A 23,213-nucleotide genomic window follows, 5' to 3' on the forward strand; every position below is an offset into this window, starting at 1 on the left:
GATGGATAAGCTGGACACGAGGATTCTTTCCATCCTTCAAAAGGACGGCTCGATTTCAATGTCGAAGCTTTCAGACAAGGTGGGTCTGTCGATCTCGGCCTGCCATCGGCGGGTCAAATTGTTGGAGGCGGACGGGTTCATCACCAATTACGCGGCGCGCCTGAACCGCAAGGCCATCGGCTTGGAAATTCAGGTGTTTATCGAGGCGAAGCTGGTCAGTCAGCGGCGTGAGGACATTCAGGCCTTCGAGGCGGCAATTCTTGAAATGCCAGAGGTGCTGGAATGTCATCTGATCTCAGGCGAGTTTGATTACTTGCTGCGAGTCGCGGCCAGAAACACCGAGGATTACGAGAAACTATATCGCGAAAGGCTGACTTCCATTCCGTCGTTCGCGCAGATGAAAACACTGCTCAGCTTGTCGACGGTGAAAGAGTTTCGGGGGTTTCATCTGGGTTGACTGCGGTCCGTGATCAATCGGCCACCAGCATTTTCAAACCTTGCGTCACGTCCGTGCGCACCGCCAGTCGCAGGGCGGGTTCGTCACCGGCTGACAGAGCGGACAAGATCATCCGGTGGTGGCGTTGCAGATCGGTGCGTTGGCGACGCGCATAAAGGGCACGCATGGTCGGGCCGAGTTGCAGCCACACCGTTTCAGCCACAGCAAGGATCGCCGGCGCCTGTGCCCGAAGATAGAGCGTTCGGTGAAATTCCAGATTGGTACGCAGATAGCCGACCGCGTCTTGCTTGGTGACGCATTCCGACACCCGTACGTTGATGGCGCGCAGCCTGTCGATAAGCGCCATATGGGCGCGGGGCAGGGCGCGGGCCGCCAGCTCGGGTTCCAGCAGCGAGCGCAGCGCGGCCAACTCTTCGATCCGTTCGGCGGTTAGGTCGGGTGCTGACACTCGTCCGGAACTGGACAGTGTCAACGCGCCCTCGGCGGCCAGTCTGCGCACCGCTTCGCGGGCAGGGGTCATCGAGACGTCGTATTCCTTGCCGATCCCGCGGATTGTCAGGCTTTGGCCGGGGTCCAGCTCTCCGTGCATGATCCGCGCACGCAGGCTGCGATAGACGCGCTCATGGGCGCTGGACGTATCGGATGGTGAACGGGTTTGAGCCTGCATGTCGTAACTGTGATCACAAATTGGCGTGGCGTCAACACGCCCATGCGTTCAGTCGCGAAAGCGATAGCGATGCAGACCTGCGCCATGGTTGCGCAGCCACTGTCGGGGTGTTTGATAGGCCGGGCAAATGGCTTCAACCTGCGCCCAGAATGCAGCCGAGTGATCCATATGCACGAGATGCGCAACCTCATGCGCCGCGACATAGTCCAACACCGCTTCGGGCGCCATCACCAACCGCCAGGAATACATCAGGTTGCCCGTCGAACTACAGGATCCCCAGCGCGAGCGCGTGTCGCGCAGCGTCAGGCGACCGAAATTGCGGCCAACCATGTCTGCATAGTGATCACTTGCCTTCGCCAGCCGGTCGCGCGCTTCGCGTTTCAAAAGCGCCTCAAGTCGGACGGCGGTCTTGCGGGCGTCACCGGGTGGCAGAATGAATTTGCCATCGCGGACGCGTGCGGCCCGTATTGGTGCCTCGGTGATCTGATGAGACTGGCCAAGAAATGGTAGGGTAGAGCCAAGGGCCGGACGCTTTTCTGGCATCGCATCTGCCAGATGCTTGCGAATCCAATCGGCGCGTTCCGAGACAAATCGCACTGCCTCGTGGCGCGACGCCCCGTGTGGGACGGTCAAAGTCACGCGGCCATCCAGTTTGGAAACTCGCAAAGACAATCGCCGCGCCCGCACCGAAGGGCGCAACAAAACAGTAACGTCTGGTGTGCCTGCCAGATCAATGTGTTCAGCTTCGGTCAGCCTGCTTGCCTGTTTTGACCAGAACATATGGTCCCTTTTTTCCTTACAATTGCCACGGTATCCGCCCATAAGGGGAAAAGCCTTTGACACCTCTGCACACATGTGGCAGTTGGCGGCAAATCTCGCACGACTTAGACAGAACGGAAAGGGTTTTACATGCCCAAGGAAGAATGGGGCGTCAAACGCGTCTGCCCGACCACCGGTAAACGCTTTTATGACCTGAACGCCAATCCGGTGGTCAGCCCCTATACGAGTGAGGTTGTGAACCTCGAAACTGGCAAAGCATCGCGCACTATGGTTGCCGACAAAGAAGACAAAGCCGCAATGAAGGACGATCTGGTCGATGACGCAGATGCGGTTCTTGAAGACGATGAAGATGTCGATGTCGATCTGGGCGATGACGTTCTGGAAGACGACGATGAAGATGAAGTCTCGCTGGACGACATCGCCGACGTCGCCGCAGATGACGACGACTAAGCGGCACTGAATTTTTAGCAAAGGCGACTTTTAGGCTTGAACCCTAATGCGCCTTTGCATAAATACCGCGCATTGACGGCGGAAACGCCTTCGGATGGGGCCTTAGCTCAGTTGGTAGAGCGCTTGCATGGCATGCAAGAGGTCAGCGGTTCGACCCCGCTAGGCTCCACCAAATTCTCCATGTGAATGGCCACATAGTTTGACCCCTATGGACAGCACTTTGACCCCTATGGCCACATAGATTGTCTTTTTCTGGCAGCACCACTGACCCTATCTGGTGATAGCGGACCTTCAGTCAGAGCGCGGCGAAAGAGGAAAAAGAGCCCTTGGTGGCGAATGCTGCGCAACGATTGAATCACCGCTCGCGGGAAATACGCAGTTCTCAGCTAGAACATGTCCCTCGTGGCGAGACCCACAGGACGGTTAAGTACTTAGAGCCAACGCCTCCTTTAATTCAGCATAGATTTCGACAGCAATTTCTTGGACCTGATCCGCCAAAGAACGTGCCTCGTCCTCTTTGAGCCCCGTCGTTGGAATCGGTGCGCCAAAACGAATAAGTATCTTTCCTGCGCGCGCGCGCATTGAACCAAGCGGCATTACTTGGTGGCCACCGCAGAATACAAGGGGAATTATGGGAACTTGCGCCCGTATTGCGATTAGACTTCCTCCGACCTTGAACCTTCCAACCGCGTCCTGGCCTTGCAGCCGACCCTCACCACCCCAAGCCAGCCGCTCTCCGCGTTTCAGGGCGGCCACTATTTTATGAAGCAAGCGTTCAGTGGCCTGACGATTCCCTCTTGGAACCAATTCGATCCCCGCCTTGCGAGCGGCCGAGCGTCCAAAAGGAAGATAACCGTAGAGTTCCGCTGCCGCCGCGCGATCAATATGGCCCCACAAAGATGAACCATAGGCCATCACGTCGGCGAACGATGTTTCATTGTAGTTCAGAACGCAACCTTTGCCCGGGCTGGGTGGCTCACCATGCATCTCAACGTTAACGCGGCAGGTTGCGAGGAACTTAGCGCATTGACTTGCCATGAGCATGCGCGCCTGTTCCTTGTTCATCGTGGAAAGTGCAATACGCGCGTTCACGATCGGAGCTTCAGACAACCAAACTAGTGAAGCGCGTGTGCCGCGCCAGGTCTCTGCAATCTTATCCATCCGTCTATACTCGGAGAAAGCGGACATTTAGTCTACCTCTGCGAACTAAGGCTTTGTCCGCACCTGAAACATTGAAGTGGTCCCACCTTTTAGGACAGGTTTGCAGCGTTTCTAAGGTGTATCAGGTTTAGATTTCATGCTGCTTTTTGCTCTTCTAAGCCCGCCCAATATGCGTCGTCCGGCGTCTGCCGATCAAGTGCGGAATGGGAGCGCTTGTGATTGTAGAACTCCAACCACTTTCTGATCCCTGCCTTTGCCTCTGATCCGGTTTCCCCGGCATGTAGGTAGACGCATTCATACTTCAGGGATCGCCAGAGCCTTTCGACGAAGATGTTATCGGGAAACCGGCCTTTTCCGTCCATGGGGACGCTCACGCCGGATCGCCGCAAACGGTCTGTCCAAGCAAAGGACGTGAACTGGCTGGTTTCGATGATTTCGGCAGGGGCAGAGACAAGCTAGCAGGGGCAGAGACAAGCTAGTTATCAAAAACGGGTCAATCAGGAGCTTCATTCGGTTTTCGAGCGGGTCAAAGGGTGGTCAGCGATCTGCGCGCGCTGTCTCCATTGTGTATGCAGTCGGGTTTCCCCATCTTGTCACCCGAAATGTGATGCACAGATGTTGCGAGCGATGGTGTGCAAGGCTTGGACGCGATAAGAACCTCCTATGACAATACCTGAAGCAATTATTTTCGATCTGGACGGCACCTTGGTCCATTCGGCACCGGATTTGCAGGCCGCAACCAATGTGGTTTTGGCTGCACTAGACCGCGCGCCTCTCGATCTGCAGACCATTATCTCATTCATCGGTGATGGCGTCGAAAAATTGGTTGAACGGAGCTTGAAGGCAACGGGCGAGTTTAACGACAGTCTGCAAGCAGAAGCCTTGACGCTTTTTCTGGAAAACTATGAGCAGAATATGACGACATTGACCCGCCCGTACCCGGGCGTGGTTGAATGTCTTGAACAGTTGTGCGCGTCTGACGTGCCGTTGGGTGTTTGTACGAACAAGCCGACTGAACCTGCTCGAAGAATTTGCGCAGAACTTGGTCTTACACGGTATTTCAACGTGATCGTGGGTGCCGAACCCAATGTGGCGAAGAAGCCTGACCCAGCGCCATTGCATGGCTGTATCTCTGGTCTTGGGACAACCCCGGATAAATCGGTTTATGTCGGTGACAGTGCTATTGATTTTCAAACTGCGCGAAATGCAGCGGTTCCGTTCCGGCTGTTTTCGGGCGGCTATCTGAATGGAAAGATACTGGATGTTCCGACGGAAAACTGTTTCAGAGATTGGACCGAAGCAGACTTTCTCAACCGTTGATAGCAGTCGAATTATTTCTTGCTTGTTAGCGCTATTCCGCTCTAGCCTCACCGTCTAGGGAGGATATTTTCATGAAAGTAATGACCACACTTCTGTCCGGAGCCGCTTTGGTATTTAGCCTTTCGCTGGCCGGGCCTGCCGCTGCACAAGACTGCCCGCGGGGCACTTTGGACGAAAGGTTTTGTGACGTTGACGGGGATCTGCTGGCAGACACACCCACAGACCCAGCCGAGCAAATTGACCCTGACACCCTGATTTTTGCCTATACGCCCGTTGAAGACCCGGCGGTTTACAAAGAGGCTTGGTCTGATTTCCTGACGCATCTGGAAAATGAAACTGGCAAGCCGGTCATGTTTTTCCCTGTGCAAAGCAACGCCGCACAGATTGAAGCAATGCGGTCAGGACGGCTGCATATTGCAGGGTTCAACACCGGGTCGAACCCCTTGGCTGTGAATTGTGCAGGTTTCAATCCGTTCACTATCATGGCGTCATTGGACGGCAATTTTGGATATGAGATGGAGATCATCACCTATCCTGGCTCTGGTATTGAAAAGGTTGAGGACATCAAGGGCAAGCAATTGGCCTTCACGTCGCCAACTTCGAACTCGGGTTTCAAAGCGCCTTCTGCTATCCTGAAGGGCGATTTCGATATGTTGCCTGATCGCGATTTCGAACCTGTCTTTTCGGGCAAGCACGACAACTCGATCCTTGGTGTGGCCAACAAAGACTATGTGGCGGCCTCCATCGCCAACTCGGTCAAGTCGCGCATGATCAGCCGGGATGTCATCAAAGAAGACGACGTCAAAGTGATCTATAAATCGCAGACGTTTCCAACCACCGGGTTTGGCACGGTTTACAACCTTAAACCTGAGCTGAAGGAAAAGATACGTAACGCGTTCTTTAGCTTCGAATGGGAGGGCACGTCGCTACAGGCTGAGTTTGAGAAATCAAATGAGGGTCAATTCCTGGAAATGACCTACAAGGAATTTTGGGATGTGATCCGCAAGATCGATACAGCCAATGGCGTAAGCTACGCTTGCGAATAAATATCGTTGGGGCGGACCAGAAGGTTCGCCCCATCCAACAACAAGAACTGGGGCGGGGAGGCTTTCATGCTGCGGCTTGAGAAGCTTGTAAAGACGTACAAGACCGGGGATCAGGCGCTGAAAGCGGTCGACCTGGATATCCCAGAAGGTCAGGTTCTGGCGTTGATCGGCCCATCTGGCGCGGGGAAGTCGACGCTAATCCGATGTATCAACAGGTTGGTTGAGCCAACGTCGGGCAAAGTTTACCTGGCTGATACGGAATTGACTGGGTTGTCGGCTGGCGCTCTGCGAAAAGAACGTCGGCGCATGGGAATGATTTTTCAGGAATATGCGCTCGTCGAAAGACTGACGGTGATGGAAAATGTGCTGTCTGGTCGATTGGGTTATGTCGGGTTCTGGCGCAGCTTTATGCGCAAGTTCCCTCAGTCCGACGTGGACGAAGCGTTCCGCCTGCTTGACCGTGTCGGGCTTGCACATATGGCTGACAAACGTGCGGATGAACTGTCGGGCGGGCAACGCCAAAGGGTGGGTATTTGCAGGGCCCTGATCCAAGATCCTGCGCTTCTGCTGGTCGATGAACCGACTGCATCGCTTGATCCAAAAACATCCCGTCAAATCATGCGATTGATCTGCGAGCTTTGCAAAGAACGCGGATTGGCGGCGATTATCAACATCCATGACGTGGCACTGGCGCAGATGTTTGTGCAGCGCGTCATCGGATTGCGCGTCGGCGCTGTCGAATTTGATGGCCCGCCCGAAGGTTTGACGCCCGACGTGCTGACGACGATTTATGGCGAAGAGGACTGGGAAGCCACGATTGAAGCGGTCGATGACGACGAAGAGGCCGTCGGATGAATACGGAACTCGAAACGATCTTGGGCAAGCCGTGGAAGAAAAAGCCGTTCGTTCAACGCGCTTGGTTGCGTTGGCTTTTGCTTATCGGATTTGTGGCATACCTGATTGCCGCCTACATGACGATCGAGATCAACTGGTCTCGGGTATACGAGGGGCTGGAACGTGGCAAGCAGTTCGTGTTGGCCTTCACGAGCCCTGATTTCACGTCGCGATCGGCCGATATTTGGGGCGGGATGATCGAAAGCATCATTATGACGGTCGCATCATCCGTGGTCGGCATCTTGATTTCCATTCCCATTGCGCTTGGTGCGGCCCGCAATGTGGCGCCTTTGCCGATCTATTTCATTTGCCGTGGTATCATCGCAGTGTCGCGCGCCTTGCAAGAAATCATCGTCGCGATCCTGTTGGTCGCGATCTTTGGATTTGGACCGCTTGCCGGATTTCTGACACTTAGCTTCGCGACCATCGGATTCTTGTCAAAACTGCTGGCAGAAGACATCGAAAGCATGGACCGCGTGCAAGCCGAAGCCATCAAGGCGTCTGGTGCGAAATGGATGCAGTGGATCAACTACGGTGTGCAGCCTCAGGTCATGCCCCGCCTTATTGGGCTTTCGATGTATCGCCTCGACATCAATTTTCGTGAAAGTGCCATTCTGGGGTTGGTTGGTGCGGGCGGCATTGGCGCGACTCTTAACACTGCGTTCGATCGGTATGAATACGACACCGCAGCGGCCATTTTAATGATGATCATCATCATTGTCATGGCACTGGAATACCTGTCCGGTTTGATCCGGGCGAGGGTGCAATAATGCCGGTGCGCGAATACAACGAACTGAAGCTTTGGCAACGTCGCACCGGGCGTGAAAGCTTGTTTCATTGGTTGCTTTGGCTGACCGGTGTGGCGATCTTTGCCTATTCGTGGCAGCAGATATCCGCCGCGACCACATGGTTTTTCGTTTGGGATGCACCCCGGATTGCCAGTGATATCTGGACCCGTGCAACGCCGCCAAGGTGGTCATATATTTCACAACTGGGCAAACCCATCTGGGATACACTTAACATCGCGACACTTGGCACGATTATTGCGCTGATCCTTGCGGTGCCTGTGGCGTTCGCAGCTGCCCGAAACACCACGCCGTCAAAATTGTTTATCAGACCAGTTGCATTGTTGATCATCGTCTCAACGCGTTCGATCAATTCGTTGATCTGGGCATTGTTGCTGATTGCGATTATCGGCCCCGGCGTCTTCGCGGGCGTTGTTGCCATCGCAATTCGCTCAATCGGGTTCTGTGCGAAACTTCTTTACGAAGCGATTGAAGAAATTGACGAAACCCAAGTCGAGGCTATTTCCGCAACGGGCGCCAGCCGCTGGCAAATCATGGCATATGGTATCGTGCCGCAGATCCTGCCTGCTTTTGCCGGCATTGCAGTCTTCCGTTGGGACATCAATATTCGTGAAAGCACCGTGCTGGGGCTGGTGGGCGCGGGTGGGATCGGGCTGCAATTGTCGTCTTCGCTTAATGTGCTGGCGTGGCCGCAAGTCTCGCTGATCCTTTTGGTTATTTTGCTTGCAGTTGTGATTTCCGAATGGGTGTCAGCCAAAGTCAGAGGCGCGATCATTTGAACTTGCCCGAGGCTTTTGCTGCTTACGAAGCGGTTCGACATCGCTTGCCGGCGGTGCGACGCAAAGGGGCAAGCCAACGGTTGCCTGACCTTGATGCGTTAAGCGACACCATCGACACCTTCCTTTTGGACGCATTTGGGGTGCTGAACATCGGCGAGACAGCGATTGAAGGCGTGACCGAACGTGTGGCGGGTCTGCAAAAGACAGGAAAACGCGTGGTCGTGGTTTCGAATGCTGCTGGCTACCCTCACTCAACGCTGATGAAGAAATACAAGCGGCTGGGTTATGACTTCGCGCCAGAGGACGTGATCACAAGCCGGAAGACTGTGCTTCACGCCTTGTCATCCGAACCCGAAAGGCGCTGGGGTGTGATTGCACAGGAGAGCTTTGGGTGCGAAGGCCTGGAGCACCTTGATACGACCTTTCTGGCCGATGACGCATCGGACTATGACGCGGTTGACGGGTTCTTGATGCTCGGCAGTTCTAACTGGACTGAGGAAAGACAAGTGCTTTTGGAAGCCTCACTTGCCCATACTGCGCGCCCGGTATTAGTGGGAAACCCTGATATTGTTGCACCGCGCGAGCATGGTTTTTCCACGGAACCAGGCCATTTTGCCCATCGACTTGCGAACCGGACGGGAACTGAACCTCAGTTCTTCGGCAAACCATTTATGAATATTTTTGAACTGGCGTTTGCGCAGCTTGGTGGATGTGACGCGATCCGCACCGTCATGGTGGGCGACAGTCTGCACACAGACATACTGGGTGCACAGACAGCAGGAATAAAATCGGCTTTGATTTCAGGTTTCGGGTTCTTTGACGGCCACGACCCGCATCGGCTGATCGAGTTGTCGGGCATTGTTCCGGATTTCGTTCTGGAACGGCCCTAGGCTTAAGCAAGAGGGTAGCGGTTCGACTTGGCTAGGCTCTCCACCATTTCCCACCTCTGTCAGTGTTACAGAACGCGGCTGGGCGCTTTAGGGGCGTCAGCACAGCGTGGTGTCACTGAAACACCGACAGATCAACAAAGGACCCAATCGCGCTGGCCAGGATCGGCGAGGCGATGGCAAGGATGGATTTGAATGCCTCCATACTTGCAATACGCCTTATGTCGAAGCCTTCAAGCGTGCTGCCCAGCTTGGTTTCTCCGACCGCTTCGCTTGCCTGTTTGAACCGCTCGATCCGCACCTTCAGGATCAGGCTGACCGGCATATAGAATGACAGAATCAGCACCGTATAGGTCACGCCGCGAAACATGGACAAAGAACTGACAACACTGTCATGTGCGTTGCGCAGAATCGGGTCTGCGATCAAGGCACCGGGCCATTTCATCCAGGACAGCACAAGCACCATCCCGGTCGTCAGCAAGACACCGGCACAATAGAGATACCGCTGGGTGCTTTCCTGCGCGTTTTGCAGTGCCGTGGCCTCGGAAATCAGTGCGTTCTTGTTGCTGCGATCAATGCCAACAGGGTCGGCCAGTGACAGAACCATTCCCGCTATGATCGCCGCTGCCGCCAGTGAGGTCAGGATGTTGACGCGATCCAGCAGGTATTTCATCGCAAAGTATGCGCCCATATTCTCGCAAGGCCCTGTTAGTGCGCCGCCGGGGTCGCAGCCGGGCAGATTGCCGATGCCAAGCGCTGTGCGAAACAGGTTTTCGCCCAGCAAGGCTTGCGATTCAAAACTCGCGGGCATCCAGTCCGGCTCAAAAGTTGAAAAGCTGAGCGTCACCATGATGACCCCGACAATGCCGACCAGCGTATAGCAGATCGACTTTTTCGTATGGCGGGCATAAAGCTCGAATGAAAACATGGCGATAAGGGTGATGGTCACGGCCACGAATAAAAACAGGGCGGCAAGAAACTTGTAACGTCCGTCCAGCTCGATCAGCGGCGCCATCGGCGCAAGTTCGATCCCCTGCACCTGTAACGACGTATCACCGAACGTGCCCAGCAAATATTCTGAAGCAGTCAGCACCGCGACCGGCAAGAGAAGGATCAACAGATAGCGCGGTGCGATCTGTAGCTTTCCCGCAGTGACCGGTCGTGGCAACGGCACGGCGTCACTGTCGAGTGGTGGAGGCGCGTTTTCCTGTGTCATCCGATGTCGATATCCGCAATCAGGGTTTTGCGCGTGTCCGCCAGCTTATCGCGAATGATCTCGCGTATATCGGCGTAGATCGTCGGGCTAAGGACGACTTTCTGCGCGGACAGCCAGTAGTCAAGTTCGTTCTTGCCCCATGACACAAACAGGATGTTCTGCTTTTTGTCTTTGAAATTGAAGTTGAACGCGCCCAAAGCCATCGAGATTACGTCACCCGATGCCTCGGCGCTTCCGATCTGGAAATTGCCACCGGTCGAAGTGGAGGTTTCGAAATCAAACAGCTTGATTTTGCCGTCATCCGCTGCCAGCCCGCGCAGCGCCTCCATCGCGCTTTCGACGATCTTGAACTGGTTGCCGGTCGCGACCTGGGCAAGTGTGGCCAGGACGACCTTATCGAAGCTGCCATTGCCTTTCATCTTCTGGCTGGCCTCGAAAGGCGCGGCCTCGCGGGTCCATCCCATCAGGCTGAGCATATCCATATAGGTTGTGTGCCACAGCTCACGTTCCTTCACCGGGTCGGCCTTTGCGTCCGCCGCCCGCTGGGCAAACAGCGTTGACAAAAGCACGTCCTCTTTCTGGCTGGGGGTCAGGTTCTCGACGAACGAGATCACGCTGGATGCGCTGACCGCTGCTTGTAGCGATTGCTGGTGTGCTGCATTTTCAGACGTTGGGTCGAAATCGTCGTTCGACCGGCTGACCGGGTCCGCGAAGGCCGAACTGCGGGATTTCGCACCCGGTGCCGATCTGGGCTTGGCCAACATAGTTGCAATCAGAATTGCGATCCGTTCCGCAAGATCGCGCGGCTCGCGTTTTTTCAGGGGCGACGAGCCGGACAGCTTCATGTCTCGGAATGCCGGTGGCCATGTGGCGTTGACGCCGCGCGTGTCGATATGGGTGAAGCTGCTATAGCGGCCGATCCCGCCGGTGAAGAACCCCTCTTTGTCACGCAGCCAGCGCAGGGCTTTTGCCGCCTCGGGGGCAGACATTCCAGAGACCTTGAAATCCAACGCGCAGAACTTCATGTGCTGGCTTTGTTTGGCCCCACCAATACAAGCGTTATACGCCGGGCCACGATACGCGTTGGTGATGGCGATGGGTTTACCGATCCGGTCGCGGAAATGGTCCAGCGCCTGCGCGGTCTTGGCGATATTGGTCCACAAGCCGCGCGGTGGATAGGTGTTCTTGCCCTGACATTTCCCGCCGGGGGTCGAGTGCCCTCCACCCAGGATCAGGAACTCATCCGTACCGAAATTTTTCAGCCCAAGTGACCGGATAAATCCGTCGAAGTCCGCATAGTCTGGCCACTCAAGCGCCGCCGTGGCGCTGCGGAAGCCCGCCCCACGTGTCTTGGCTGACAGGATCGCATCAAGCTCGGCATCAGGCAGAAGGTCATTTTCGTCTCCTTCATCCTCGGTCATCGGATCGACCGATGCAGAGAATGATTTGGCCGCCACTGTGCCCGTTCCGGATGAAATACCGGCAGGTTGCAAGGTGAAGGGCCGATCAAGAACGAAATTCGGCTGTTTCAGCAACCGTTCAAACAGTTGCGGAGTTTGGCTGTCGCTGCCGATCTCGGCGTCGATTGCGGCACGGAAGGCGCGGTAGTCGCCGGTGAAGCGTCCGCCGTTCCAGACGTTCAGAAGGGCGCCGGTGAAGGCCCCGTTTTGCGGCCCGTCCATCGCATATTGCGTATCCTTGCACGCCCCAAGGTTCAGGACAGACGCCTGAATGGGGCTGCTGAGCGGCGCGGTCATGACGCTTTCTTTCATCGCGCTGTAAGACTTCGACGCAGTGCGATAGGCGGCTTCGTTGGCCCGCCAGACTCGATCTTCAACATAAAGCGGCATGGCCCGGATGCGCGGGTCTTGCGGGATGACGCGCCCAAACAACTCGGCCGGGGCGGTGGGACCAAACCGCGCCATCGACCCGGAATGGCAAGTGTCCGGCATGATCAGCACGCGAACCCCATCGCGGAACAGGGTCCAGAGCATATAAAGCTCGTCATCCGCGATCTGGAAATCATACAGGCATAAGGTTTCGTCCATCCGCTGGCTGTCGTCGTCATGGTCTTCGTCCTGATTGAAATCGGGCACCCGCCCGCCATGGCTGGACACGGTAAAAAGGAACATGTCACCCGGGGAAAGGTCTTTTGCAGCGCGCTTTATTTCGTCCACCACGTTCTGGCGGGTGGCGTCACTGGTCAACACAAGCTGCGGTTTGAACCCCTCGCTTTCAGCGATACCCTGCATCGCAAGAGCGTCGGCTTCGCAGGCGGCCAGTTGACCATCCCAGCCGTCATAATGCGTCGGATCCACGGAGTTGATACCGACATGCAAGGACATGCCTTTTGCCGGGCCTCCAGCGATGACCGGGGGCGCTTGCAAGGCGCGTGACAACTCGACGGCCGAGCCAAACGGGCCGCTCACAACAACAGGCGGTCCGCTGCGGGCGTTGGCGATGCGATTGATCTCGAGCTGGAATTTGCGCGCGACATCGCCATAGCCTTCGCCTGTCGGGTGCAGCCCGTCGAACCAACGATTATTGCCCACCACACCCCGGCAATCAATATAGGTGACATTGGGCATCGACCGGGACAGGCGGCGCAGGCGTCGGTTGAACTGGTCCATCATCTCGGCGGCGATGGCCATTTGCAGCGCGCGGTCGCGAATGCCCCGCGATTCCATCGGTTGGCCAAGCCACTTATCCTTGTTGGGCACGGGATAGTCATAGCCGTGGCACAGGATGTTGACATGGGGGAACCTTTGCTGCACCTGCCGGAACATCCGCCCATAATGCCCGAGCGCGTCATCGAGCAGCGCCTGGAAGGATGGCAGCAGGTAATCAGCAGGGGCGAGTTCGGGGTCGAAAGCCTCTAGATGGGAGGCCAGAGCGCCGCCAGCGACCAGATCGTTGCCGCCTCCTGACAGAAGCAATATCTCGGCGCCTGTTTCTTCCAGCGCGCGGATATATTCCTGTTTGTCCGCCATACGTTTCAGCAGATCGCCTGCGGCGCCCAGCGAATAGATCGCATAGCTGGCCATCAAGTGGTCGATCGTGTCGCGCAGGCGGATGGGATACTGAAACCAACTGTCCCCTTCGGACACGATGATCGGGCCGTCATAGCCCTGTGCCAGTTTCTTCTGAAACGCGCTTTTGCGGTTCATCCGTGCAAACCAGTTGGCCGAGTTCATCAACGCCGCCGTGCGTTGGGCGGCGTTGGCGCCGCGAGGAATCTGAACGGTCGCAGGGTTCAGCTTGAACTTGGGGGAGAATGGACCTGATCGTTCCTCATCAAGTATGAAATACTCTGAGAGTTCGGATTCATCGGCGTTCAGATCCGACATTTTCGACATCAGTTGTTCAACAGTGATCTTGGTCAATGGTCTTCTCCTTGATGGCGTTCAGTGTCCCTTTTCCTGAAATCCTCTTATGCATTCGAAAATGCTGTTGGTGATGGTGGGGTCGTCGTTCAGGGCAGACTGCGGGATGCGGTCCAGATTGTGTTTCTGCGCGGCAATACAGTTCAGCCGGAACACCGCATTTTGCACCGGGATTGTGGGATCATCCACGACACCCGACATGCCAAGAAACGGTCGAGGGCGCAGAAGATAGGGGGCCGAGGTGTCGTCGGCGTCTTGTGGCAAGGGGTATCGATCTTCGAATGCGCGCGAGACGAGGTGGAGGATGGATTTGCCATAGGCACCGAACTTCACGCGCTCCTCAAGTTCGGGCGTTGGGACGTAAATCCGCGCACGCGGAGGTGTCGTGTATTCCAGGTATTCCTGCACCACCGGCTTGCGCGATGACGACTTGCGTTTCTTTTTGCCCGCAACAGGACCGTTCATTACGTTGATCAGCGGGATCAGGCGTTTCCTGGCGCGTGGCATCCCAATAGCCGGATGGACCAGATGCAGCGTGTCAAACCGGTCCATCCCCCGCGGTTTCAAGGAAGCCGGATCGAACCAGCGTGTCTTGTGCGCCAGCAGCGACAGCATTTCGTGCACCACCAGAGCACCGGCCCCTTCGGCGACGATGTGAAGTTCACAACCCGTTTCTTTTCTTAACTCCAACAGGTCGAACAACAGATCGCCGACAAAGCCGGTCTTGATCTTGTCAAGTTCGTCACTTTCGAAATCTTCATATGGCAGTTCTTCGGTGCCCCGCAGCGCGCGTCGGGCACTCAGTTCGATATCCCGCCAGAAAGCGCGACCCACGCCACGCACGCGGTTTTCGATCAGTTCGTCAAGATGGGCGGCATTTTCCCCAGCTTGTTCTTCGCAACTGTCAAACAGGCTTTGCAGCACCTCAAGTGATTTTTCGACGAAGCCGTTGCACCAGAAAATCGTATAGGGATACAGGCCCAGATCCTTGATCAGGGTCTTACGCCCGACCGCGTCGGCAAAGGCGGGCTTTATTCCCTCAAGACTGCCGGGGATCCAGATCAGGACGCCGCGATACTGGTTGTCCTTATTGGCGGGATCGGCCTTGGGGTCCAGCCGTTCTGAAAGGTATTTGCGGGTTCGTGTCCAGCCATCCTTGAAAGACGGATAAGACCCGGTGGCCACGTGATATCCATCATCCAGGTTCATGTAATGGCCGACAAGTTCAAAACTGGGGGTGGAGCCGGACTGGATGGGGCCGGCGTCGCCCTTGGTGCCTTTTTCGCCAACAGACGCGCCGAAGGCAGAGGGGGCGAACACGCCCAGTCGCAGGACCCAGCTGTCCACCACGTTCTGCGCCCAATCGGTGTAAGACCACAAGCCCACCCCTGCTTGCCCGTTATATCCGCCCCATTTCGGTCCCCAAGAGTTCAGGATGTGAAATCCCATTTCATCATAGCCGATGACAACGAAAGCATGCGTGCCGGTCTTTCCAAGCGCGGGCGGCCAGGTGATCAGACCTCCTTTGTCGGGCAAAGCCTCAAGCCAGCCGTCATGAATATTCGCCGTGGTCAGGATCGCCTCGGCATCGTTCAGCGCCGCGTGAAAATGGTTCAGGATCGAGGCCAGGCGGAAATAGGCGCCAAGCCCGATCTCGCGCGCTTTCTTGGCCTGACCGACCGTGGTGAACTTACGCGCTTTGTCTGGCCCGTCCGCCAAATAGCATTCGCTTTGCCAGCGCCCCTCATCGGTGGTCGGTTCGCCAAAGGGCCAATCGCGACAGACGCCATGATGATAGAAGCCCTTGATCGCAGATCGTAATGTCAGGATCCCTTCTTCTGCCAGCACTTCACCGTTTTCAAGCTCGGGATAGCGGTCATGGAAGGACGCCATGCGATACAGCATGTCTGCACTGACGATATCTTCCTGCACCTTTGACAGATCGGGTTCGGGATGATCGCTAGTGCTGGGCGTACGGCGCAGGGTTTGCAGAAGTCGTTGGATGTCGATCAGATTGGCCAGCGCAAAGCCGACACACCGACCGCTGCTGCCTTGATTGCGCGCACCAAAGACTGGCACCTGCAACCCGGTGGCGGGATCAGGGGTCAAGAGTTTCGGGTTCAGGGAAACCGTGTCACGCAGCACCGCCAGATTGGGGACATAATCCTGATCGCGCAGGTCCACCCAATCGGCGCGCACGCCGGTATCCTTGATCAAGGATCGCGCAAAGCTGGCCATCGAAATAACCGTCCCTTACAAAACAATAGGTATTCAAAATCAACTAATCTGAGAAATAATAGTATTTTACTCTATCAGAAAACTGTCCCGAATACAAAAACACTCTGTTTCTGAGTCAGAGTCCACCCGGTTGAACCTTGGTGAAGACCATCCGGTCGATGCCGGGAGCCGCATTTTTGAATGTTATCCTGGCCGAGATGGCGATAGGTTTTCCTTCGATTGAAACCGCTTGCCGGGGCACATGTGACACAGCGTGATCCAAAACGATGCCCGCCCGATGGCCCGGTCATTTGCTCTGCCGGGGTGGATGGCATCCTTGTCCGTTTCGCCGAAACGCTAAGCGAGGCCGCCAACCGCGCTGCCTTGGCCTTTCGCGCCGCAATAGAAGCCGCCGGGTGGGCGGCAGTCGAGGAGACATCCTCTTCGTTGGTGTCGGTCTATCTGCGCTTCGATCCGCTCCATCTGGATCACGTGACGCTGCGCGGCCAGATCCGGGGGCTGCTCGACAGTCGTGACTGGTATGCGGCAAACCTACCGGATGGGCGGCGTCTTTGGCGAATTCCTGCCGTGTTCGGCACCGATCTTGCCCCACAGCTTGCGCAGGCCGCCACGCAAGCCGGGCTGTCTGAGGACACGGCGATCGCATCCCTGACCTCGACTCGCTTGCGGGTTCAGACCATCGGGTTCGCACCCGGACAGCCCTATCTCGGCACGCTGCCCAAGGCATGGGACATTCCGCGCCAAAGCCAGCTGACCGCGCGGGTGCCGGAAGGGGCCATCGCGGTGGCGATCCGACAACTTGTGCTGTTTTCGGTGCCCACACCGACCGGTTGGCAGCATGTCGGACAGACCGCGATGCGTCTGTTTCAACCCGATGCCGACGAGCCGTTCCTGTTGCGGGCTGGTGACGAGGTGCAGTTTGTGACCACAGAGCCCGACACGCTGGATCGTCTGCGCCGTGACCCGATGGGCGGCGCGACCGTCGCGGTGATCAGATGAGCGGGAATATGAAAGTTCTGCGGGCTGGACCGGGTGTAACCTTGCAAGACAAGGGACGTCCCGGATGGTTGGATTCGGGACTTTCCCGTGGCGGGGCTGTCGATCTTTTGGCGCTGACCGAAGGGGCCGTGTTGCTGGGCCAGTCCGATCATCTGCCCGCGGTTGAGATGGCGGGAATGGGCGGAGAGTTCGAAGCGGATTCCGATCTGCGCATCGCCCTGACCGGCGCGCCAATGCGGGCAATGCTGGATGGGATGAAACTGGCGTGGAATGCCAGTCACAGATGGCCTGCGGGCACGCGGCTGTCCATCGGTGGTCCGGTGACGGGCAGCTATGGCTATCTGCATGTGGGCGGCGGCTTCGAAGGCACCTCGCGGCTGGGCGCATGCTCGGCGCATTTGGCGGCAGGGATTGGCAGTGCGGTGAAGGCGGGCGATCACCTAGGGGTCTCTGATGATCCGGGTGGGCAGGCAGGCATGACGTTGGACGTTGCTGACCGCTTCAGCGGCGGCACCGTGCGGATCGTCGAAAGCCTCCAGACCAATCTTTTTCCTCAGGCCGAACGTGACAGGTTCACAACCACAACCTTTCATCGGGACGTGCGGGGCAACCGGATGGGCGCGCGGCTGGTGCCACCGGAGGAAGGGTTCCACACCGAGGGCGGCCGCACGGTCTTGTCCGAGGTGGTCGTGCCGGGCGACATCCAGATCACCGGCGATGGCACGCCCTTCGTGCTGCTGTGCGAGTGTCAGACCACCGGCGGCTATCCTCGTATCGGCACTGTGCTGCCCTGCGATCTGCCGATCATCGCGCAAGCCCCGGCGGGCGCGCCGCTGCGGTTCCAATTCATCGAACTGGACCACGCGGTTGAAGTCGAACGGAAGGCCGCGATCGCACGCAAAGCGCTTGTGCAGAGCATCATCCCGCTGATCCGTGATCCCCATTCCATCCCTGACCTGCTATCCTATCAGTTGATCAGCGGGGTCACGGCAGGTGGTGACAGGACAGATGAGGACCAGAGGTAGAAGATGCCACAGACAATCGATCTGAACGCGGATATGGGTGAGGGGTTTGGCCCTTGGCAGATGGGGGATGACGCGGCGCTGCTTGATATCGTGACATCGGCCAATATTGCCTGCGGGCTGCACGCAGGCGATTGGGACGTCATGGCCGCAACGATGAAAAATGCGGTTGCCAAGGGGGTTGGCATCGGCGCGCATCCGGGGTTTGCCGACCTGCACGGCTTCGGGCGGCGACGGATGGAGCTTCCCCGCGGAACGCTGCAAAACCTGGTGCGCTATCAACTGGGCGCGGCGCAGGCGGTGGCGGCGGCGGAAGGAGGACAGGTGCGGCATCTGAAACTGCACGGCGCAATGGCGAACATGGCCGCAGAGGATGCAGATTTGGCGCGCGCCTGCTATGACGCGGCGCTTTCGATCGCGCCCGAATTGATCATCATGGTGCTGGCAGGCACCGCCCAGCAAGATGCAGCCCGTGCTCTGGGATGCGCCACAGCCTGCGAGATTTTTGCCGACCGCGCCTATAATGATGACGCAACACTGGTGGATCGCCGCCTGCCGGGTGCGGTGATCCACGACCCGGACGCGGCAGGCGCACGGATGGCTCAGATGGTCCGCGAGGGTGCGATCATCACCGAAAGCGGTCAGCGCATCCCGACACGGATCGACACGATCTGCCTGCATGGCGACACACCCAGCGCCGTGGTGATTGCCACCAAGGTGCGGCAGGCGCTTGAAGACAGCGGGATAGAACTCGCTCCATTCACGGGTGCCCGCGTCTAGCCGGTGCGGGTCATCATGCCGGTTGCGCCGCCCCTCTGGCCACCGCCCGTGCCGAACGTTTTTCGCCCAGAACCAGCATCGAAGGCGTGACGATCAGGGTTAGCACCGTTGCGAAGACCAAGCCGCCTGCAATGGCGCTGGACAATTCGGTCCACCACTGGGTCGATGGCGCGCCATAGACGATTTCACGCGTGAAAAAGTTGATGTTCAACCCGATCACCATCGGCATCAGACCCAGCGCGGTCGTGACCGAGGTCAGCACAACCGGGCGCAGACGCTGCGCGCCGGTGCGCAACGCCGCCTCGTAGGGCGACGCACCCGCCGCTTTCAGCTCGTTATAGGTGTCGATCAACACGATGTTGTTGTTCACCACGATACCCGCCAGCGCGATCACACCGATCCCACCCATGACGACACCAAAAGGCCGCCCGGTGATCATCAGGCCCAGCAGCACACCCGCGATGGAAAAGACGATGGCAGACATCACTACAAAGGCCTGCCAGAAGCTGTTGAACTGGGTCAGCAGGATCAGGAACATCAAACCGATGGCGGACAGGAACGCGCCGATCAGGAAGGTCATGGCCTCTGCCTGTTCCTCGGCCTCGCCGCCGAATTTCACCTCGACGCTTTCGGGCAGATCCATCTTGTCCAACTCGCTTTGCAAGGCCAGGATCTGGTCGTTCACAAGCACCCCCGGTGCCACATCCGCCGAGATCGAGATGACGCGTTCCTGATCAATCCGCGTGATGACTCCACTGCGCGGGGCGGGATCGAATGACACGAAATTCGAGATCGGCACCAGCCCGGCGCTGGTCGGCACGCGAAGGTTCTGCAATTCGGCCAAGGTGCGGTCAACGGCCGGGAAGCGGACGACAATGTCCACCTCGCCATCCGTGTCTCCGGGGCGGTAGTTTGCCACCGTTATGCCCTGGGTCAGCAGTTGCACGGCTTGCCCCAGAATGGCCACGTCTGCGCCGGCGCGCGCGGCCTCGGACCGGTCGATAGTGATCTGCCATTCCACGCCGGGCGAGGCGCTGGTCTCCACGATATCGGTGAAGCCCCCCAGACGCTCCATCGCCTCAATCAAAAGCGCGACACCGGCCTGCTGATCTTCAAGCGTGTTGGATGCGACCTCAAGATTAACCGGCTTGCCGCCACCGGGGCCAGCAACGGCGGTCTGCACTTGCACGTCAATACCCGGAATGGTGGCGACGTCCTTTCGGATATCCTCGGCGATGTCGACAACGGGTCTTCGCGTGTCCCATTCCGCCAGTTCCAACTGCAACGAGCCAATGGCGTCGCTGCCATCGCGGCCACCGCCCGAACGGGCATAGATGCTGGCGATCTCGTCATAACCCGACAGTTTGGCTTCGACCTGCCGCACCAATGCGTCCTGTTCATAGACCGAGAAATTGTCTTTCGCGCGCACCTCGACCTGCGCGTAATCCGGCTCGACCTCTGGAAAGAAGGTCAGGCCGTTGCCAAGGGATCCGTAGGCAATGAACGAGGCGACCAATGCGATCACCGCAAAGCTCAGCGTCACGCTTGGTCGCTTGATCGACCTTTTCAACAGGCTGACATATGCGCCCATGACGCCGGTCATCATCCGTGGATCACCGCGTTCGGCAGCATAGTGCTGTGCCTTCGACTTTGCGGATTGCTTTTGTTGTTTGCCAATCAGCCCGCCAACGACAGGGATGAAAACCAGCGCCATGAACAGCGAGGCCGCCAGTGTGATGATCACCGTGATGGGCAGGAATTTCATGAACTCACCCACCGTTCCCGACCAGAATAGCAGTGGGAAGAACACACATAGTGTTGTGGCGGTCGAGGCGATGATGGGCCAGGCCATCCGCTTCGCGGCCTCGGCATATGCCTGTTTCGAGGATTTCCCTTCGTGCAGGTACCGGTCGGCGAGTTCGACGGTCACGATGGCACCATCGACCAGCATCCCGACCACAAGGATCAGCGAGAACAGGACCACGATATTCATTGTGTAGCCCATGAAATAAAGCCCTGCGACGCCGGTCAGAAACGCCCCCGGAATGGCCAGACCGACCAGCAGGGACGAGCGCAAGCCAAGCGCATAAACCACGACAATCATCACCAGAATGATCGCAGCGATCACGTTTGCCTCAAGGTCCGACAGCATGGATTTAACCTGCTCGCTTTCATCAAGCGTATAGCTGATATGGACGCTGTCAGGCCAATTGGCCTGCGCGGTGCTGATCACATCGCGCACCTCGGCCACGGTTTCGATTATGTTAGCACCCACACGTTTCTTGATCTCAAGCGCCAAGGCGGGTTGGCCGTCGATCCGGGCAAAACCATCAGGGTCCTTGAAGGTCCGGCGGATGGTGGCGACATCTGCAAAGGTTACAACGGTTTGACCTCGCACCAGCACCGGAAGCTCCATCACGTCGGACATGTCCTCGATCAAGCCCGGCACTTTCAGGACGAGGCGCCCGGCTTCGCTTTCGATGGCACCGGCGGCAATCAATTGGTTGTTGCGGTTGATCGAGCTGATCAACTCTTCAAACGTAATATTGTATGTCTCGAACACCGTGGGGTCGATCAAGACCTCAAGCAATTGTTCGCGTTTGCCGCCAATGTCGACCTCCAGCACACCGCCCAAAGCCTCGATATCGTCCTTCAGATCGTCCGCCAGATCGTTCAGCGTGCGTTCGGGCACCGGGCCGGACAGGATCACGGTCAGGATTGGAAACAGCGCGGTGTTAATCTCGGTCACGGTCAGGCGCGCGTCTTGGGGCAAGTCGTTTTCCGCCTTGTCGGCCGCTTCGCGCACCTTTTGCAGCGCCTCGTCCGCGTCAAACCCCGGTTCGAATTCCAACTGGACGCTGGCATGACCTTCGCTGGCTGTCGCTGTCATGGATTTCAGCCCGGTGAGCGAGGCAAACTCCGTCTCCATCGGGCCGATCAGCACGTCCTCGGCATCTTCGGGCGAAATGCCATCCAACCCGGTTGAGACATAGACAATCGGGATCGGGATTTCGGGATTGCTTTCCTTTGGGATCGCGTAATAGGCAAACGCGCCGATGATCAGAAGAAACACCAACAAAAGCTGAACGACCTTGCTGCGATTGAACGCGGCTGTGATCAGGGTTTTCATTGGGCGACCTCGGTTGCGGCGGGGGCGTCAGACGGGCGCGGATCGACCGTATCGCCAGCATTAACGAACCCTTGGCCCACCGTGATGATGTCTGCACTTTCCGGCAAACCAGTGACCCATATGCCATCGGTTTGGGCGCGCACGATGGACACCGGGGCGAACTCGACAATATTGTCGTCGGTGACTGTTTTGATCCCCAGTTCGCCATCGGTTCCCAGCGACAGGATCGCCGGAGATATAAAATGGCCCCGTGCCTTGCCGGTTGGAATGGCGATACGAGCGCTTAACCCGGCGGGCATTTCGCTGTCGGGGTTGTCAACTGTGACCTCAACCCGGAAGGTGCGGGTTTGACTGTCGGCGTTGGCCCCGATGAACGCGACGGTGCCATCGCGCACTTCGCCGGTGATAAACGACACCTTGGCCGTTTGGCCCTTCTTGAGCCGTGACAAAGCCTGTTGGGGCACTTGTACGACAATCGACAGCGGGTTGTTGTCCAGAACCTCGGCCACCACATCGCCGCTGTTCACAAATTCGCCTTCGTCCAGCGTCATATCGTTCAGCCGTCCGGCAAAGGGCGCGCGGATCACGGTGTTTTCCAATTGCTCTTGCGCAGCCGCCACCGCCGCCTCTGCCGAGGCTTTGGCAGCGCGGGCTTGCAGCACGCGGTCTTCCGTGGTGATCCCGCTTTTCTGGAGCGAAGTGGATTTTTCAAGATCGCTGGTCGCCTGATCCAACTGCGTTTGCGCCTGCACCAGTTGTGCTTCGATGGTGGCAGCGTCAAGGCGTCCGATTTCTTGACCGGCGGCAACAAGATCGCCGCGGTCGGCCGACACAGACAGGACCTCACCCCCGACCTTGGCGGTGACATTGGTCGCGCGGTCCGGGATCGATTGCCCTTCCGAGATCAGGACAAGATCAATGTCCTGTGCGGACGAGGTCATGACCGCGACCGCCACCGCACGCGCCACCGGCTCGTCAGTGGGTTCGACGTCTGGCTGCGATGGCAGGATGTAGCCACTGCCCATCCATCCGACCAGCACAATGGCGAACAATGCGGCCAACCACTTGGAGCGTCCGGCGCCCTTGTCGTCTTCGAATTTCAGGTGCCCGTTCAGATCGGGCAGCTCGTCTTTCGGCATTCCACTGTCCTTCGTCAGAAATGTGCACAGGCAGCTGTGTAGGATGATGTAAACATGTT

Annotated in this window: 19 protein-coding genes, 1 tRNA gene and 1 pseudogene; 12 read left to right on the forward strand and 9 right to left on the reverse strand. The window is 57.5% G+C overall.

From position 1 onward, the window contains the following. Window position 1: 1 nt before the first annotated feature. Window positions 2-457 (forward strand): Lrp/AsnC family transcriptional regulator, encoded by a 456-nt coding sequence (locus BMY55_RS04540; RefSeq protein ID WP_091428693.1) that lies wholly within the window; start codon window positions 2-4, stop codon window positions 455-457. 13 nt (window positions 458-470) lie between these two features. Here BMY55_RS04540 and BMY55_RS04545 read toward each other — a convergent pair whose 3' ends face one another. Together BMY55_RS04545 and BMY55_RS04550 are read right to left on the reverse strand one after the other, a co-directional pair. After that, a complete protein-coding gene (locus tag BMY55_RS04545; RefSeq protein WP_091428695.1) occupies window positions 471-1,124 on the reverse strand; it encodes a GntR family transcriptional regulator in 654 nt (217 codons plus the stop codon). Between the two features lie 48 nt (window positions 1,125-1,172). Further along, entirely contained in the window at window positions 1,173-1,904 is a 732-nt protein-coding gene (locus BMY55_RS04550; RefSeq protein ID WP_091428697.1) for a M48 family metallopeptidase, read from the reverse strand. A 129-nt stretch (window positions 1,905-2,033) separates the two neighbouring features. Here BMY55_RS04550 and BMY55_RS04555 point away from each other — a divergent pair, with 129 nt between their 5' ends. After that, window positions 2,034-2,354, forward strand: coding sequence for a TIGR02300 family protein (locus BMY55_RS04555; RefSeq protein ID WP_091428698.1), 321 nt, complete (start codon window positions 2,034-2,036; stop codon window positions 2,352-2,354). A 96-nt stretch (window positions 2,355-2,450) separates the two neighbouring features. Beyond that, window positions 2,451-2,526 (forward strand) — tRNA-Ala (locus tag BMY55_RS04560). Between the two features lie 251 nt (window positions 2,527-2,777). Here the strand turns inward: BMY55_RS04560 and BMY55_RS04565 are convergent. After that, on the reverse strand, window positions 2,778-3,515 hold the full coding sequence (locus BMY55_RS04565; RefSeq protein WP_091428701.1) for a lysophospholipid acyltransferase family protein: 738 nt from the start codon (window positions 3,513-3,515) through the stop codon (window positions 2,778-2,780). Between the two features lie 167 nt (window positions 3,516-3,682). Then, window positions 3,683-3,937, reverse strand: a pseudogene (locus BMY55_RS04570) (integrase core domain-containing protein); the annotation flags it as partial. A gap of 241 nt (window positions 3,938-4,178) precedes the next feature. Between BMY55_RS04570 and gph the strand changes: the two are divergent. The 6 genes from gph to BMY55_RS04600 all read left to right on the forward strand — a co-directional run bounded on the left by gph (window position 4,179) and on the right by BMY55_RS04600 (window position 9,250). Then, window positions 4,179-4,835, forward strand: a complete 657-nt coding sequence (gene gph, locus BMY55_RS04575; protein ID WP_091428705.1) for a phosphoglycolate phosphatase — start codon at window positions 4,179-4,181, stop codon at window positions 4,833-4,835. A gap of 71 nt (window positions 4,836-4,906) precedes the next feature. Next, the gene (gene phnD, locus BMY55_RS04580) at window positions 4,907-5,881 is read left to right on the forward strand and encodes a phosphate/phosphite/phosphonate ABC transporter substrate-binding protein (RefSeq protein WP_091428706.1); all 975 of its coding nucleotides are present in this window, start codon (window positions 4,907-4,909) and stop codon (window positions 5,879-5,881) included. 66 nt (window positions 5,882-5,947) lie between these two features. Continuing rightward, complete coding sequence (phnC, locus tag BMY55_RS04585; protein WP_091428708.1) at window positions 5,948-6,736, forward strand: phosphonate ABC transporter ATP-binding protein; 789 nt, start codon at window positions 5,948-5,950, stop codon at window positions 6,734-6,736. Then, window positions 6,733-7,545: a phosphonate ABC transporter, permease protein PhnE gene (gene phnE, locus BMY55_RS04590; protein ID WP_091428710.1), complete on the forward strand. Its 813-nt coding sequence runs from the start codon at window positions 6,733-6,735 to the stop codon at window positions 7,543-7,545. Before phnC ends, phnE (BMY55_RS04590) begins: the two co-directional genes overlap by 4 nt. Continuing rightward, window positions 7,545-8,360, forward strand: a complete 816-nt coding sequence (gene phnE, locus BMY55_RS04595) for a phosphonate ABC transporter, permease protein PhnE (RefSeq protein WP_091428711.1) — start codon at window positions 7,545-7,547, stop codon at window positions 8,358-8,360. The genes phnE (BMY55_RS04590) and phnE (BMY55_RS04595) overlap by 1 nt, the downstream gene beginning before the upstream one ends. 80 nt (window positions 8,361-8,440) lie before the next feature. Then, the gene (locus tag BMY55_RS04600; protein ID WP_322787714.1) at window positions 8,441-9,250 is read left to right on the forward strand and encodes an HAD-IIA family hydrolase; all 810 of its coding nucleotides are present in this window, start codon (window positions 8,441-8,443) and stop codon (window positions 9,248-9,250) included. 112 nt (window positions 9,251-9,362) lie between these two features. Here BMY55_RS04600 and BMY55_RS04605 read toward each other — a convergent pair whose 3' ends face one another. Genes BMY55_RS04605 through BMY55_RS04615 form a run of 3 tightly spaced genes read right to left on the reverse strand, consistent with a single transcriptional unit; the run spans window position 9,363 to window position 16,084 of the window. Next, window positions 9,363-10,463, reverse strand: a complete 1,101-nt coding sequence (locus tag BMY55_RS04605) for a hypothetical protein (protein WP_091428715.1) — start codon at window positions 10,461-10,463, stop codon at window positions 9,363-9,365. After that, window positions 10,460-13,846, reverse strand: a complete 3,387-nt coding sequence (locus tag BMY55_RS04610) for a D-Ala-D-Ala carboxypeptidase family metallohydrolase (RefSeq protein WP_091428717.1) — start codon at window positions 13,844-13,846, stop codon at window positions 10,460-10,462. Before BMY55_RS04610 ends, BMY55_RS04605 begins: the two co-directional genes overlap by 4 nt. Before the next feature lie 21 nt (window positions 13,847-13,867). Then, the gene (locus tag BMY55_RS04615) at window positions 13,868-16,084 is read right to left on the reverse strand and encodes a C1 family peptidase (protein ID WP_091428719.1); all 2,217 of its coding nucleotides are present in this window, start codon (window positions 16,082-16,084) and stop codon (window positions 13,868-13,870) included. A gap of 243 nt (window positions 16,085-16,327) precedes the next feature. On the opposite strand from BMY55_RS04615, the gene BMY55_RS04620 reads away from it, so the two are divergent. Genes BMY55_RS04620 through BMY55_RS04630 form a run of 3 tightly spaced genes read left to right on the forward strand, consistent with a single transcriptional unit; the run spans window position 16,328 to window position 18,885 of the window. Next, the gene (locus tag BMY55_RS04620) at window positions 16,328-17,083 is read left to right on the forward strand and encodes a 5-oxoprolinase subunit B family protein (protein WP_091432027.1); all 756 of its coding nucleotides are present in this window, start codon (window positions 16,328-16,330) and stop codon (window positions 17,081-17,083) included. After that, complete coding sequence (locus BMY55_RS04625; RefSeq protein ID WP_091428721.1) at window positions 17,080-18,108, forward strand: 5-oxoprolinase subunit C family protein; 1,029 nt, start codon at window positions 17,080-17,082, stop codon at window positions 18,106-18,108. Before BMY55_RS04620 ends, BMY55_RS04625 begins: the two co-directional genes overlap by 4 nt. Window positions 18,109-18,111: 3 nt before the next feature. Further along, window positions 18,112-18,885, forward strand: coding sequence for a LamB/YcsF family protein (locus BMY55_RS04630; protein ID WP_091428723.1), 774 nt, complete (start codon window positions 18,112-18,114; stop codon window positions 18,883-18,885). Between the two features lie 13 nt (window positions 18,886-18,898). Here the strand turns inward: BMY55_RS04630 and BMY55_RS04635 are convergent, their stop codons facing one another. Both BMY55_RS04635 and BMY55_RS04640 read right to left on the reverse strand, forming a co-directional pair. Next, a complete protein-coding gene (locus BMY55_RS04635) occupies window positions 18,899-22,015 on the reverse strand; it encodes an efflux RND transporter permease subunit (RefSeq protein WP_091428724.1) in 3,117 nt (1,038 codons plus the stop codon). Next, window positions 22,012-23,154, reverse strand: a complete 1,143-nt coding sequence (locus BMY55_RS04640) for an efflux RND transporter periplasmic adaptor subunit (RefSeq protein ID WP_091428726.1) — start codon at window positions 23,152-23,154, stop codon at window positions 22,012-22,014. The genes BMY55_RS04635 and BMY55_RS04640 overlap by 4 nt, the downstream gene beginning before the upstream one ends. Window positions 23,155-23,213: the final 59 nt, after the last annotated feature.

This window comes from Aliiroseovarius sediminilitoris, assembly GCF_900109955.1.
GTDB classification, from domain to species: domain Bacteria; phylum Pseudomonadota; class Alphaproteobacteria; order Rhodobacterales; family Rhodobacteraceae; genus Aliiroseovarius; species Aliiroseovarius sediminilitoris.